This is a genomic window from Lysobacter antibioticus HS124, assembly GCF_000336385.2.
GTDB classification, from domain to species: Bacteria; Pseudomonadota; Gammaproteobacteria; order Xanthomonadales; family Xanthomonadaceae; genus Lysobacter; species Lysobacter firmicutimachus.
The window spans coordinates 24,812-37,802 of the sequence record NZ_HG424486.1 but is presented as its reverse complement, the minus strand read 5'-3'; the positions used below and the strand labels follow the sequence as shown (position 1 = coordinate 37,802).

The window sequence follows — 12,991 nt, the reverse complement described above, 5'->3', positions numbered from 1 at the left end:
CCAAAGCGGCCCTGCCGCGTTGCGCAGCGGCGCGTCTTCCCTCCCTGCCTTCACGCCAAACTACGCAAATTCGCCTGCCACTCCAGCACCATGCCCTCTGGCCGATGGACCCGCCCCGGGCGGCTGGCTAGTATCGGCCCGACCACCCGAGGGCCTCCCCATGAAGTTGCCGATCGCCACACCGTTGGCGGTGCTCTGCGCCGCCGTCCTGTCGATGCCCGCCGTCGCCGCCAAGCCGGCCAAGGCGCCCAAGCCGCCGAAGGCGCCGACCTTCGACACCAAGCGCCTGTCCGAGGAAGTGAAGGTGCTGTCCTCCGACGAGTTCGAAGGCCGCGGCCCCGCCACCGCCGGCGAGACCAAGACCATCGACTACGTCGTCGCCCAGCTCAAGGCGGCCGGGGTGCAGCCCGGCGGCGACCTCAAGGACGGCAAGCGCCTGTGGACCCAGGCCGTGCCGCTGCTGCGCTCCAACATCGAGGGCTCGCCCAAGCTGACCGTGACGGTGAAGAAGAAGTCGCGCGCGCTGACCCAGGGCAACGAAATCGCCGTGCGCGCCGCGCTCAACGGCGCCGACAACGTCGCCTTCAAGAACGCGCCGCTGGTGTTCGCCGGTTATGGCGTCAGCGCGCCGGAGCGCGACTGGGACGACTTCAAGGGCGTCGACCTCAAGGGCAAGATCGCGGTCGTGCTGATCAACGACCCGGATTTCGACACCGGCGACGGCGACTTCGGCGGCAAGGCCATGACCTACTACGGCCGCTGGACCTACAAGTACGAGGAGGCCGCGCGCCGCGGCGCGCTCGGCCTGCTGATCGTGCACGAGACCGAGCCGGCCTCCTACGGCTGGGCCACGGTCAAGAACTCCAACACCAACACCATGTTCGACGTGGTCCGCGACCAGCCCGGCAAGGCCCATCCGACCATGGAAGGCTGGATCCAGCGCGACCTGGCCGTCAGCCTGTTCAAGAGCGCCGGGCTGGACTTCGACAAGCTGAAGAAACAGGCCCAGACCCGCGAGTTCAAGCCGGTGACGCTGAAGGGCGTGACCCTGTCGGCCAACTACGCGGTCAAGAGCGAAGTCATCACTTCGCAGAACATCGTCGGCCGCATCGACGGCAGCAAGAAGCCCGACGAGACCGTCATCTACAGCGCCCACTGGGACCACCTGGGCGTCGGCGCGCCCGACGCCAAGGGCGACACCATCTACAACGGCGCGGTCGACAACGCCACCGGCACCGCCGCCCTGATCGAGATGGGCCGCGCCTTCGCCAAGGGCAAGAAACCGCAGCGCTCGGTGGTGTTCCTGGCCGTGACCGCGGAAGAGAAAGGCCTGCTCGGCTCGGAGTACTACGCCTCCAAGCCGCTGTACCCGCTGGCCAAGACCGTCGCGGTGATCAACACCGACGCGCTCGACCCGACCGGCCCGGCGCGCGACTTCACCACCTCCGGCAGCGCCAAGCAGGAACTGCTGGACGAGCTGATCGCCACCGCCCAGCGCTGGGGCCTCAAGTACGTCACCGACCCCAAGCCCGAGGCCGGCCACTTCTTCCGCTCCGACCACTTCCCCTTCGCCAAGCGCGGCGTGCCGGCGGTGTCGTTCGGCTCGGGCGAGGACAAGGTCGACGGCGGCGTCGAAGCCGGCAAGGCCGAGAGCGACGCCTACGTCAAGGACCGCTACCACCAGCCCGCCGACCAATGGGAAGCCAGCTGGACCTTCACCGGCATGGCCCGCGACCTGCAGATCCTCTACACCCTCGGCAACGACCTGGCCAACTCGCGCCGCTGGCCGAACTGGGCCCAGGACTCGGAGTTCCGCGGGGCGCGGGATGAGACGGCGGGGGAGCGGGCGGGGAAGTAACCGGCTAAGCCAATCGGCATCCGCCGGCGCTCGATCGAGGCCGCGGGGAGCTTGGCTCCCCGCGGCTTTTCAATGTCCGGACTCGCTAGGAAATTCTTGCCACGGAGATGTACTGCTCTTAGTTGAACTCATCGGCTCACGTCGGTCGGCACCTTATGTCCCGTACTCGGGTGAGCGATTTCGCGCAAGCTGTTATCCATAGCGCAACTGAAAGTACGCCTTGCAGCCTCACCGCGCTTAAGGCAGCCTCACCACAGCCCTATACGGCATGGAGTGATGTGTGAAACGGAGCCGATTCGCCTGGCCGCTATGGCTGACGCTGGGCCTGGGCGCGTTGTCCGCCTGCGCCCAGCCGTCAGGACGCGAACCCAAGGACCAGGAGCCCGCCATGGCCGCGAACGACCCGGGCGTTGCCGCTTCGGTGGAGGCCGTCGAGGCGGCCGAACGCATTCACCAGGCACAGATGCGTGCCAATCCCAAGCCGCCGGTCAAGAAGATCCCGCGACGAAATGCGGTTGCTCCTGCCGTTTCGGTTGAACAGTTGCGCACCAAGCTGTTGCGTCTGGTATCCAGCTTGCACGCCCCGTTGGATACCGAAGCCGCTCACGTAGGCAGTGTGTTTAATATCGACTTCGTTCCCGAGTTGTTGGCTATCCGCGAAGGCGATGCCGTAGGCGAACTCCGTGATCTGGGGTCGTACTGGGTGAGCGTGATCGGCCTGTATAAGGGAGCGCCGGGAAAGAGCGTGGAAGTTACGTTCGGCCCGAAGCGGGTGCCGGGGCAGCGATCTACGCGCTGCACGTTCGATTTCAAGCCTTTCGCCGACGAACTGGCAGCGATGGGCTATAGCATGGGAAAGAGCGGCGTCAGGCATCTGGAGCGTTGGGGCTTCGTTCGTCCTTCGACCTCTGCCGGAACATCGATCTATGTCGGCGTGCACCTTTATCGTGTCGACGACGGCAGCGAAGAGGGGCGGGCATGTGTTTCGAGCGTAGATGTAAATGTTGATCGGAGCCAGGGATGAGCGATGTTCCTCCTAGGGTTCAGGGTCTAATCGAGGCAATGCAGAAACGGCCAGGCGTGAGCCGGGCCGATATCGACAAGGTCGAGGCCGCTATCGTCAATTCTCCGTATCTGGCGATCATGCTCGACCGAGCGGCGGCGAGCGGCAGGTTGGCCGGTATCGGCGTGAGCGACAAACCAAACCAGGCTGGAAGCTACGACCACCGCAGTCGATCCATTCTGCTGTCGCCCAGCACCCTGAATGATCCTGCATATACGCCGCTTCAACAGGGCGATCTGTTGACGGCGACCTTGGGTCACGAGTCCTCGCACGCCATACGGTCCGTGGTGGCGTTGCAGGCGCTCGATAGGTTCGCTCAAACCGTCCAGCTTCGCCTTCAGGAGTCGACCGGGAACGAGTCCCACATCGATCTGACATCCGCTGCGAAAGAGTATCTGAACGAGGTTCGGTACAACGAGGCTTTGGCGGAACAAACAGGCCTCAATGCGCTGGCCAGCAGGATTCGGGTTGAGAATGATCTCTCGTTCGATCCGAATGAATTCGCGAAACGTGCTGTCATGGTCAGCTCTTGCGCGACGCGCGAAACCGCTGAGCGGGCCGTGCTGGCCTCGGGCATCCGGCTCAACGCGGCCGGCTATCAGGATGCGAAAGACCCGACCGCTGTCGAGGCCATTGCGCGGTGCTACCACGATGCTGCCGATTCGTTGGGTCGGCACGGCGAGTCCGGCTATCGGAACTACAACGGCGTCGATGTGATTCGGGTGATCGCCGAACGTTGGCATGCCGAGGACGCTTACGCCCGCGCAACGGCAAATCCGCCGCCGATGTCCGCTTGAACATGGCCGAGTTGGAGCTGGACATCGGCAAGATCGAACGCAATGGCCTGGACCTGGACGGGCGCTCGTTCGGATTCACCGACACCAGTCACGGCAGGCTGCAACTGGCGACGGCGCATCACACCGCGCTTGGCGAGGGGCCGGATGCGCTGCGTGCGCTGGCGGGCGAGGCCGAGGCCAAGAACGCCGTTCTGCCCGCCCAGCGAGCGTTCGCTGCTCCGGAGCCGCCCGAACTGGGCACGATCTTTTCCGCCCTGCGCGCCGATGGGCGCTGGGACGAAACGCAAAGCCGCAACATCGCCGCGGCTTTGCTGGTGGAGCACAAGGCCGATCCGCTCAGTCAACGGCTGGACCGGGTCACCGTCGGCCGGCCCAGCGCCGCCGGCGAGACCTATGTGTTCGCCGAGTATTTGCCGCATGGCGACCGCGAACCCCGGTTCGCGACCCGCGTGGAAGCTTCGCAGGCGGCGCAGGTTCCGGCAGAACGAAGCCTGGCCCAGGTGGAGCAGCTCGGTTTGCAGCAAGCGCAACAGCACGAGCGCTCGCAGGAATTGGACGCGCCGGCCCAGGGCGTGCCTAGGATGTCGCTCCAGCATTGAGGCCAGGCCGCGCCCGCATGCCTTTCAACGCCGAACGCACCGAAACCGCCGAAACCCTGCTGTACCAGCCCGAGCGCTTCCCCAGCCTGCCCAAGCGCGACCGTTACTGCCGCCGGCTGTTGCTGTGGCGGTTCCCGGCGTTCGTTCCTTACTCGTCCTGGGCCCTGTTCGTCGAGCGCGAGGCCTGCTGGGTGCGGCGCCTGGAGCACGACCGCACGCGCGGGTTGGCGCTGGACGCCGCCGGCCCGGACCTCTACGGCGCCGAGGCCCGGATCGATCCGGCCGAAGCCGCCGAACTGTTGGCGCGCTTCACCGCCCTGTCGGTGCCGATGTTCCTGCCGACCCGGCGTTTCGGCCTCGACGGCGTTCGCTACGGCGTCGCCTTCGGCGACGGCTGGTGCGGTACCGAGGCGACTTGGTGGTCCGATCCGGGCGAGGCCTGGCGCCCGCTGGCGGAAGCCTATGAGCGCACGGTCGAGCGGCTGGAGGCCGTGCTGCCGACCAGCACCCTGCGCCGGTCCGTGGAGTAAGGACTCTGGCGGACGCAGAGCCGGCGCGCCATCGGGGCGGGCGCGACCGGAGCCGGCGTGTTGGCTGGATGCAGCGGGCCGCCGACAATGGCGGCCCGCTTTTTCTCGGCCGCCCCATGGACTCCTTCGCTCTCATGCGCTCGTTCCGACGCATCGTCGAACTCGGCGGGCTGGCCAAGGCGGCGGACGACCTGGGCGTGTCGGCGGCGGGCTTGAGCAAGCAGTTGCGCGCGCTGGAGTCGCACCTGGGCGCGGTGTTGATCCAGCGCACCACGCGGCGGATGGGCTTGACCGAGGTCGGCGAGGCCTACTACCGCGAGTGCGTGCGGTTGCTGGACGAACTGGATGCGCTGGAGGCTTCGGTGCGCGGGCAGTCGCAGCAGGTGAGCGGGCGCTTGCGGGTCAATGCGCCGCTGTCGTTCGCGCTCAGCGTGCTGTCGCCGTTGCTGGCGCGGTTCCTGCAGCGTTATCCGCAGTTGCAGTTGGACCTGGTGCTGGAAGACCGCTTGCTGGACGCGGTCGCCGAGGGCTTCGACGTGTCGATCCGGTTGCGCGCGCAGTTGCCGGATTCCTCGCTGATCGCGCGCCGGCTGGGGCAGGCCTGCCAGATGCTGTGCGCGTCGCCGTCGTACCTGGCCGCACACGGCGTGCCGGCCGATGCCGGGGCCTTGTCCGCGCATGCCGTGCTGCACTACAGCCTGGCCGAGCCGCCGGGCGTGTGGCCGCTGGAAGGACCGCAGGGGCCGGTGGTGGTGCAGGGCCTGCCGCGCGCGGCGGTCGGCAACAGCCTGGTGCTGCGCGACCTGCTCGAGGCCGGGCTGGGCATCGGCGCGCTGCCGTCGTTCCTGGCCCGGCCGTCGATGGCGGCGGGCAGGCTGGTGCAAGTGTTGCCGGATCATCGCTTCGCGCCGAGGCAGGTGTATGCGGTGTACCCGACCGCGCGCCATCTGCAGCCCAAGGTGCGGGCACTGGTCGAGTTCCTGGCCGCGGAACTGCCGCCGTTGCTGGAACCGCCGCCGGCCGATTGCTGAGCGCGGGCGAAAACTGTCGCAACCCGGGCGCGCTGTTTCGTCGCAGGGACGAGGCTCATCCTGACGTCGTTCCGGCGCTGCGGTTCGCGGCGCCGGCCCCCACGTCAGCGCCGCCCACGAGGCCGGCGCGTTTCAGGAGCCGAAATGAAACTGCGTACCCTTCTGCCGACCCTGGGCCTGCTGGCCCTGGGCGTCGCCGCTTCCGTCCAGGCCGCCGACCGCGTCGGCACCAGCCCCTGGGGCCCGAACGACGAGATCGGCCGGCTCAACCTCATCACCTCGCAATCGCGCGCGGCGATCCTGTCGCGGGTGCAGGGCGAGCGGGCCTACGACCTGGCCACCGATTACTACATCGGCATGCCGAGCTGGCAGGCCGCGGGCGACCCGCACTACCAGTTCTGGATGACCCACACCCCGCGCGGCACCATCGCCGACGACCCGATGGGCGTCGGCCGCGAGATGAACCACAAGGTCAGCTACACCGGTGCGGCGTTCTCGATGTACAGCCATAGCGGCACTCACATCGACGCGCTCAACCACTTCGGCCTGGACGGCAAGATCTGGAACGGTTTCAGCGCCGACGAGCACCTCGGCGACCGCGGCTGGAAGAAGACCGGCATCGAGAAGTTCCCGCCGCTGATCGCGCGCGGCGTGCTGATCGACGTGGCCGCGGCGCAAGGCCTGCCGATGCTGCCGGAGAACTACCGCATCACCCGGCAGGATCTGCGCAATGCGCTGGCCAAGCAGAAGCTGCGCCTGCAGCGCGGCGACGTGGTGCTGATCCGCACCGGACGCATGCAGCGCTTCGGCGACGCCGCCGGCTACATGGCCAACCCGCCCGGCCTGGGACTGGACGCGGCGAAGTTCCTGGTCGAAGAGGGCGGGGCGATGATCGTCGGCGCCGACAACCTGAGCCTGGAGACCTTCCCCTCGGAAGTGGCCGGCGACTACATCCCGGTGCATACCTACCTGCTGGCCCAGCACGGCGTGCCGATCATCGAACTGGTCGCGCTGGAGGAACTGTCGCGCGACAAGGTCTACGAGTTCGCCTTCATCGGCGGGCCGCTGAAAATTCGCGGCGGCGACGCCGCGCCGCTGCGGCCGATCGCGTTGCCGGTGCGCTGAGCGCGGCGAGTGCGGAGCGTGCGCTCAGTGCGCGCGCTCCGCCTCGTGCAACAGCAAAGCGAGCCGGTCCAGCCCTTCGGCGGTGCCGCGGATGCGCGCCTCGCGGTCGTGGTAGCCGTCGAGGAAGGCGACCTGCTCGGTGAAGCGCAGGCGCGTGCCGGCGCCGCCGGGCTCGAACTCGACCGTGGCCAGCGACACCGACAGGCGCTGTTCGCCGACCTGCATGTGATAGCCGTAGATGATCCGGCGGTCCGGCACAATGTCGAAGAATCGAGCCTGGAACAGGTGTTCGACGCCATCCGGGCGGCGCACCCGGTTGAGCTCGTGGCCGCCCGGGCGGAAGTCGAGTTCGTAGCCGGTGTTGACCATGTCGTCGTGGCAGACGAACCAGCGCCGCTTGGCTTCGGGGGTGGTCCAGGCGCGGAACACGCGCGCGGGCGTCGCCGGCAGTTCGCGTTCGATGACGAACTCGGTGTGGACGGTGGTCGCAGCGGTCACGGCATGTCCTCGTCGGCGGTATCGAGCAGGTAGCGTTCCAGGGCGTCGAAGCGCGCGTTCCAGCGCGCCTTGCGTTCGCCGACCCAGGCCTCGGCGCGGGCCAGCGCATCCGGAGCGAGGCGGTAGGTGCGCACGCGCCCGTTTTTCTGCGACAACACGATGCCGCCGGATTCCAGCACCGCCAGATGCTTGACCACCGAGGGCAGGGCCATCGCCAGCGGCCTGGCCAGCTCCGACACCGACGCCGGGCCTTCGCTGAGCCGGTCGATCATGCGCCGGCGGCTGTCGTCGGCCAGGGCATGGAACAGCCGATCCAATTGCTGCGCGTCCCGGCCGCGGTTCATGCCGGCGCGTCCTCGCGCAGGAACCGCGCCGGCATCGCCTCGCGGTAGGGAAACATATCGAAGTAGGGCCGCGCCTCGGCCAGCACGCGGCGCACCGAGGGCCGCGCCAGCAGGCGTTCGAAATAAGCGTGCAGGCGCGAGTGCCCGGCGGGAAACGGTTCGACGATGCCGGCGTAGAACAGCGCCGGCGTCGCCGCGCAATCGGCCAGGCCGAACTCGTCGCCGCAGATCCATTCGTGCTGCGCCTGGCGTTCGATCATCGCGTAGGCGGTGGCGAGGGTGGCGCGCGCTTCGGCGACCCCGCGCGGGTCGCGCTCGTGTTCGCCGCGCAGGCGGTCGAGCACGATCTTCTGCATCGGCGCATGCACGTACAGATCGAAGAAGCGGTCCCACAGGCGCACGTCGAGCGCGCGCTCGGGGTCGGCCGGCAGCAGCGGGCGCGGGCCGGGGTAATGGCGTTCCAGGTACTCGACGATGATGCTGGTCTCCGGCACCGTGCGGGCGCGCGCTTCGTCGCGCAGCAGCGGCATCTTGCCGACCGGCCACAGCGCGAGGAAATCGGCCTTGGCGCCGGGGTCGGCGAGGTCGAGCAGGTGGTTCTCGAACGGCGTGCCGTGTTCGTACAGCGCGATCAGCACCTTGTGGCAGAACGAGGCCAGGGGATGGGCGTGCAGGTGCAGGGACATGGCGTGGGTGGCCCTATGGTTTCCTGTTTGGCTAAGTATTGGCTCAAGCCGGCGGTCGGCGCAAGAATGGTTTCCGGGTTGGCTTAGTTTTCCGACAGGTGGTCAGGAGGGCGTCGGTCGGCCCGCGGGCGCGAGGTGTGTGGTGGCGGCGATCGCGACGGGCGCGTTGCCGTCGGGCCCGCTGGAAAACAGGCGGCGACCGCACAGCGGGCGCCGGGAATTCGAGCTTTTGCGGTAGCTGCCGGGCTTAAGCGCAAAGGCAACGACGAATTCCCCCCTGCTTCGCTTTCGAAGGGGGAATGCCTCGGTGGACGATGGACGACGGCCGGCGATCAGCCCGCCGCGCGGCCCCGCTGCGCCATCGCCCGCGACCCGGCCAGGATCATCCGCACCATCGTGCTCATCTCTTCGATGAGTTCGCGGTCCTTTTCCGGCGTCATGTCCATCGCGGTGGCGCCCATCGCGAAGACCAGGCGGGTGATCGAGCGCGCAACCAGGGCCGGTTCGTGCAGGGTCACGCCGTCGTGGGCGGCCAGGCGGATCAGGTCGACGCGCAGTTCCTCTTCGAAGAACGACAGTTCGCGGTCGACCGCGCGCTTGAACGCGTCCGAGCCGACCGTGCCTTCGCGCAGCAGTACGTGCAGCAGTTTGTCGTCGGCGCGCAATTGCTCCATGAACGCCTCGATCGAACTGCGCACGGCGCTGCGGCGGGTCGCGACGCGCTGGCGCGCCTCGCCGACGATCTTGCGCAGCGACTGGCCGGCCAGGTCGATCAACGCCACCGCCAGTTCGTCGGTGTCGCGGAACTGGCGGTAGAAACTGTTCGGGGCGATGCCGGCTTCGCGCGCGACCTCGCGCAGGCTCAGGCTGGACACGCTGCGATGCGGGCCGATCAGCTTGAGCGCGGCGGCGATCAGGTCCTCGCGCGAAATGGTCGCCTTGCGGCCCGGGTGCGAATCGACGTCGATGTCGGTAGGAAAGCGTTGGCTCACGGGCGGCGGGCTGGCGGGCGCAGGGTCGGCAGCCGACATGATACTCCCTATGCTGAATTGCTATACACGTGTGCATATATATGTGCAGATATGTGTATAGTGATGCCCATGAACGCTGTCGTCCGCCCCTCCGCCCACCGTCCGCGCAGCCCTCTGCGTCGCTTGGTCGCCCCTTTCGTTAAGCCGCAAGTCTTTGATTTTTGGGCATCCAGGCTCCATCCGACCTGGAGCTGGGAGCGGCCGCTGGCGCGGATCGAGGCGCGCGAGTCGGCCTCGGCCGACGCGGTGACCCTGATCCTGAAGCCGAACCGGCACTGGCGCGGCTTCGTCGCCGGCCAGCATTTGATGATCGGCGCCCGCATCGACGGCGCCACCGTCTCGCGCAGCTACAGCCTGTGCGACGCGCCGCGCGCGGACGGCCGCATCGCGATCACGGTCAAGGCGATCGAAGGCGGGCGCCTGAGCCGGCATCTGCACGACCGCGCCCGGGTCGGCGATGTGCTCGAACTGGGGCCGGCCTTCGGCGAGATGGTGCTGCCCGAGCGCGTCGACGGCGCTTGGCTGTTTCTGGCCGCGGGCAGCGGCATCACGCCCCTGATGGCGATGCTGCGTGCGCTGGCCCAGCGCGGCATGCCGGTGCCGCTGACCTTGCTGTACTGGGCGCGCCGGCGCGAGGAGCTGTGCTTCGTCGACGAGTTGCGCGAACTCGCGGCGACCCATCCGAATTTTGAGTTGCGCCTGCTGCTGACCCGGCAGGCGCCGCAGCATCCCGGCGAGGCCGGCGGCCGCATCGACGCCGAATCGCTGGCGCAGCATGCGCCGGACTGGGCGCAGCGGCGCATCTACGCCTGCGGCCCGGGCGGCTTCGTCGCCACCGCGCGCGAACTCACCGCGGCGCGCGCCGTCGGCTTTGCCGCCGAAGCTTTCACCCCGCCGCCGCGCAGCGACGACGACACCGGCACGGTCGAAGTCGAACTGGCGCGCAGCGGCCGCCGCCTGCAATTGCCGCGCGGCCAATCCCTGCTGAGCGCGCTGGAAGCGCAGGGCCTGTCGCTGGCATCCGGCTGCCGCATGGGCCTATGCAATACCTGCGCCTGCGGCAAAGCCTCCGGCACCACCCGCCATCTGCACACCGGCGACGTCCACAGCGAGCCGGCGTCCGCGCTGCGCCTGTGCGTCAACGCCGCCAGCAGCGACCTCGTCCTCGATCTGTAAGCCGACCATGACTTCGAAACCACGCAACCGCGCGCTGGGCGCGCAGGAACTCGATCGCTTCGGCGAAGAACTCGACGCGCTGCGCGCGCGCACCCTGGCCCAGGTCGGCCGGGTCGATGCGGCCTACATCCGCCGCGTGGTCGCGGCGGTGCGCTGGTTCGGCCTGGGCGGACGGCTGCTGCTGTTCGCCGCCGCTGCGGGCCTGGCGTTCGGCCTGGGCTGGCTGCTGTGGACCGCCGCGGTGCTGGGCACGTTGTCGCTGGCGTTGTCGAAGATCCTGGAGAACATGGAGGTCGGCCACAACGTCATGCACGGCCAGTACGACTGGATGCGCGACCCGCACCTGGACGGCAAGACCTACGAATGGGACATCGTCGCCACCGGCGACAACTGGCGCAAAACCCACAACTACCAGCACCACACCTGGACCAACGTGCGCGGCATGGACGACGACATCGGCTACGGCCTGTTGCGCCTGTTCCCGGAGCAGCGCTGGAAGCCGTTCTTCCTGGCCCAGCCGCTGATCGCGGTGGTGTTCGCGCTGCTGTTCGAGTGGGGCGTGGCGATACAGGACCTGCGCCTGGGGCGCTGGCTGACCGGCAAGACCAAGCACCGGGCGATGTGGCGCAAGTTCGTGCCGGTCGGGCGCAAGATGGGCAAGCAGTTGCTGAAGGACTACGTGCTGTTCCCGCTGCTGGCCGGCCCGTTCTTCCTGCCGGTGCTGCTGGGCAACCTGGTCGCCAACCTGATCCGCAACGTGTGGACCTATACGGTGATCTTCTGCGGCCACTTCACCATCGACGCCGAAGTGTTTCCGAAGGAATCGGTGCGCAACGAGTCGCGCGGGCATTGGTACCTGCGCCAGTTGCGCGGTTCGTCCAACCTCACCGGCGGCAAGTGGATGGACCTGATGACCGGCAATCTGAGCCATCAGATCGAACATCATTTCTACCCGGACATCCCGGCCTGGCGCTATGCGGCGATGGCGGTGGAAGTGCGCGAAATCTGCGGCCGCTACGGCCAGCACTACGACACCGGTTCGCTGCCGCGGCAGTTCGGCGAAGTGGTGTGGCGGATTTTGCGCCACGCCTGGCCGAGCCGCCCGCGCGCGCGGCGTCCCCTGGTACGGGCGGAAGCGCAGGCCTGAGGCGGCGCTGCGGAGGCGACAGTCACGCCACGGCCACAACAGCAACAGCAAATCCCCCGCGACCGCTGTGCGGTCGCCGCCCCCTTTTTCAAAGGGGGCAACCGCCGCTGCGCCATCGGAGGAAGGTAAAGTCCCTGAGTGCGGGTGTAGCGGTTCCCGTTTCGACGGCGAAGTGCGGCAGCCTTGTGCGGCAGGCCTTCCGAAGCGTCGCCGATCGAGCATCGAGCAACTCTCCCGAAGCATTCCCCCTCTTGAAAAAGGGGGCAGGGGGATTTGCTGTTGCTTTGCTCCAGCCCATCCCCCCGCACCGGTTACGCCGCCAGGCGGTAATCCGCGATCGCCTCCTCCAGCGCGACCTCGCCCTGGAAGCCGCCGGCGCTGACCGCCGGGCGTTGCTGCTCGATGGCGTGGGCGAAGATCACCGCCGGGTCGGCTTCGAGCTGATCGAACAGGCGCTGCAGGTTGGGGTAATCGCGGCGGTCGACGACGCTGTGGTACTTGGTCCAGCGCGCGATGCCGGCGAAGTAGGCGTCGGCCAGGGTCGGACGGTCGCCGAGCAGCCAGCGCTTGTCGCCGAGCATGGCCTCCAGCTTGGCGTGGGCCTGCACCACCCGGCCGCGGCCGTACTCGACCAGGGCCTCGCGCGAGGCTTCGTCGACTTCGTGCTCCAGCACATGCCACAGCGACGAGAACGAACCGAAGAAGGTGGTGTTGAGGAAGGCCAGCATCCGGTTGAGCTCGTCGAACTGCGGCGTGCCCTGGGCGAAGGCGATGCCGCGCTCGATCGCCCGCGCGCCGATGTGGTTGAGGATGGCCATGCTCTCGGTGACCACGTCGCCCTGGGCGCTGACCAGCACCGGGGTCTCGCCGACCGGGTTGAGGGATTTGAACGCAGTGGTGTGGATCTGCTCGGGCATCTCGACCCGGGCCAGACGGTACGGCTGGCCGGCCCATTCCAGGGCGACAAGGGAACCGAACGAGCAGCCGGACGGCACGCCGTAGAACAGGATCGGAACGGCGGCGGTCGGGGCGGTCTTGGCAGCGGACATTTGCATTCTCCAGTGAGAGGTGTGGGCCCGTCGTTGCGGGGTGAGCTCACTGTAGGT

The 12,991-nt window shown here is 68.0% G+C and carries 14 protein-coding genes; 9 read left to right on the top strand and 5 right to left on the bottom strand.

Annotated features, from left to right (window positions below):
* The first annotated feature begins 214 nt into the window (after positions 1-214).
* The 7 genes from TX83_RS09355 to TX83_RS09330 all read left to right on the top strand — a co-directional run bounded on the left by TX83_RS09355 (position 215) and on the right by TX83_RS09330 (position 7,003).
* Positions 215-1,858 (top strand): M28 family metallopeptidase, encoded by a 1,644-nt coding sequence (locus tag TX83_RS09355; RefSeq protein WP_064747706.1) that lies wholly within the window; start codon positions 215-217, stop codon positions 1,856-1,858.
* A gap of 388 nt (positions 1,859-2,246) precedes the next feature.
* A complete protein-coding gene (locus tag TX83_RS22690; protein WP_141233440.1) occupies positions 2,247-2,882 on the top strand; it encodes a hypothetical protein in 636 nt (211 codons plus the stop codon).
* Between the two features lie 56 nt (positions 2,883-2,938).
* On the top strand, positions 2,939-3,718 hold the full coding sequence (locus tag TX83_RS09350; RefSeq protein ID WP_141233439.1) for a hypothetical protein: 780 nt from the start codon (positions 2,939-2,941) through the stop codon (positions 3,716-3,718).
* On the top strand, positions 3,715-4,317 hold the full coding sequence (locus tag TX83_RS09345; RefSeq protein WP_141233438.1) for an XVIPCD domain-containing protein: 603 nt from the start codon (positions 3,715-3,717) through the stop codon (positions 4,315-4,317). The genes TX83_RS09350 and TX83_RS09345 overlap by 4 nt, the downstream gene beginning before the upstream one ends.
* A gap of 17 nt (positions 4,318-4,334) precedes the next feature.
* Positions 4,335-4,847 (top strand): hypothetical protein, encoded by a 513-nt coding sequence (locus TX83_RS09340; RefSeq protein ID WP_064747672.1) that lies wholly within the window; start codon positions 4,335-4,337, stop codon positions 4,845-4,847.
* Positions 4,848-4,963: 116 nt separating this feature from the next.
* The gene (locus tag TX83_RS09335; RefSeq protein WP_064747705.1) at positions 4,964-5,878 is read left to right on the top strand and encodes a LysR family transcriptional regulator; all 915 of its coding nucleotides are present in this window, start codon (positions 4,964-4,966) and stop codon (positions 5,876-5,878) included.
* A 144-nt stretch (positions 5,879-6,022) separates the two neighbouring features.
* On the top strand, positions 6,023-7,003 hold the full coding sequence (locus TX83_RS09330) for a cyclase family protein (RefSeq protein ID WP_064747671.1): 981 nt from the start codon (positions 6,023-6,025) through the stop codon (positions 7,001-7,003).
* Between the two features lie 24 nt (positions 7,004-7,027).
* Here TX83_RS09330 and TX83_RS09325 read toward each other — a convergent pair whose 3' ends face one another.
* From TX83_RS09325 to fabR, 4 genes are all read right to left on the bottom strand, one after another.
* Entirely contained in the window at positions 7,028-7,501 is a 474-nt protein-coding gene (locus TX83_RS09325; protein ID WP_064747670.1) for an SRPBCC family protein, read from the bottom strand.
* Positions 7,498-7,845, bottom strand: coding sequence for an ArsR/SmtB family transcription factor (locus TX83_RS09320; RefSeq protein ID WP_064747669.1), 348 nt, complete (start codon positions 7,843-7,845; stop codon positions 7,498-7,500). The genes TX83_RS09325 and TX83_RS09320 overlap by 4 nt, the downstream gene beginning before the upstream one ends.
* The gene (locus TX83_RS09315) at positions 7,842-8,531 is read right to left on the bottom strand and encodes a glutathione S-transferase family protein (RefSeq protein WP_064747668.1); all 690 of its coding nucleotides are present in this window, start codon (positions 8,529-8,531) and stop codon (positions 7,842-7,844) included. Before TX83_RS09315 ends, TX83_RS09320 begins: the two co-directional genes overlap by 4 nt.
* A gap of 332 nt (positions 8,532-8,863) precedes the next feature.
* Positions 8,864-9,562: an HTH-type transcriptional repressor FabR gene (gene fabR / locus TX83_RS09310; protein ID WP_064747667.1), complete on the bottom strand. Its 699-nt coding sequence runs from the start codon at positions 9,560-9,562 to the stop codon at positions 8,864-8,866.
* 69 nt (positions 9,563-9,631) lie between these two features.
* Between fabR and TX83_RS09305 the strand changes: the two genes are divergently transcribed.
* The gene (locus tag TX83_RS09305; protein ID WP_064747666.1) at positions 9,632-10,738 is read left to right on the top strand and encodes a ferredoxin reductase; all 1,107 of its coding nucleotides are present in this window, start codon (positions 9,632-9,634) and stop codon (positions 10,736-10,738) included.
* Between the two features lie 7 nt (positions 10,739-10,745).
* Positions 10,746-11,885: a fatty acid desaturase family protein gene (locus TX83_RS09300; RefSeq protein ID WP_064747665.1), complete on the top strand. Its 1,140-nt coding sequence runs from the start codon at positions 10,746-10,748 to the stop codon at positions 11,883-11,885.
* 311 nt (positions 11,886-12,196) lie between these two features.
* On the opposite strand, the gene TX83_RS09295 is transcribed toward TX83_RS09300, so the two are convergent.
* On the bottom strand, positions 12,197-12,934 hold the full coding sequence (locus TX83_RS09295) for a glutathione S-transferase family protein (RefSeq protein ID WP_064747664.1): 738 nt from the start codon (positions 12,932-12,934) through the stop codon (positions 12,197-12,199).
* Positions 12,935-12,991 lie beyond the last annotated feature (57 nt).

Coding starts and splice junctions, on each gene's coding strand:
- TX83_RS09355 (WP_064747706.1), top strand. CDS start 215: ATGCCCGCCGTCGCCGCCAAGCCGGCCAAGGCGCCCAAGCCGCCGAAG.
- TX83_RS22690 (WP_141233440.1), top strand. CDS start 2,247: ATGGCCGCGAACGACCCGGGCGTTGCCGCTTCGGTGGAGGCCGTCGAG.
- TX83_RS09340 (WP_064747672.1), top strand. CDS start 4,335: ATGCCTTTCAACGCCGAACGCACCGAAACCGCCGAAACCCTGCTGTAC.
- TX83_RS09335 (WP_064747705.1), top strand. CDS start 4,964: ATGGACTCCTTCGCTCTCATGCGCTCGTTCCGACGCATCGTCGAACTC.
- TX83_RS09330 (WP_064747671.1), top strand. CDS start 6,023: ATGAAACTGCGTACCCTTCTGCCGACCCTGGGCCTGCTGGCCCTGGGC.
- TX83_RS09320 (WP_064747669.1), bottom strand. CDS start 7,845: ATGAACCGCGGCCGGGACGCGCAGCAATTGGATCGGCTGTTCCATGCC.
- TX83_RS09315 (WP_064747668.1), bottom strand. CDS start 8,531: ATGTCCCTGCACCTGCACGCCCATCCCCTGGCCTCGTTCTGCCACAAG.
- fabR (WP_064747667.1), bottom strand. CDS start 9,562: ATGTCGGCTGCCGACCCTGCGCCCGCCAGCCCGCCGCCCGTGAGCCAA.
- TX83_RS09305 (WP_064747666.1), top strand. CDS start 9,632: ATGAACGCTGTCGTCCGCCCCTCCGCCCACCGTCCGCGCAGCCCTCTG.
- TX83_RS09300 (WP_064747665.1), top strand. CDS start 10,746: ATGACTTCGAAACCACGCAACCGCGCGCTGGGCGCGCAGGAACTCGAT.
- TX83_RS09295 (WP_064747664.1), bottom strand. CDS start 12,934: ATGTCCGCTGCCAAGACCGCCCCGACCGCCGCCGTTCCGATCCTGTTC.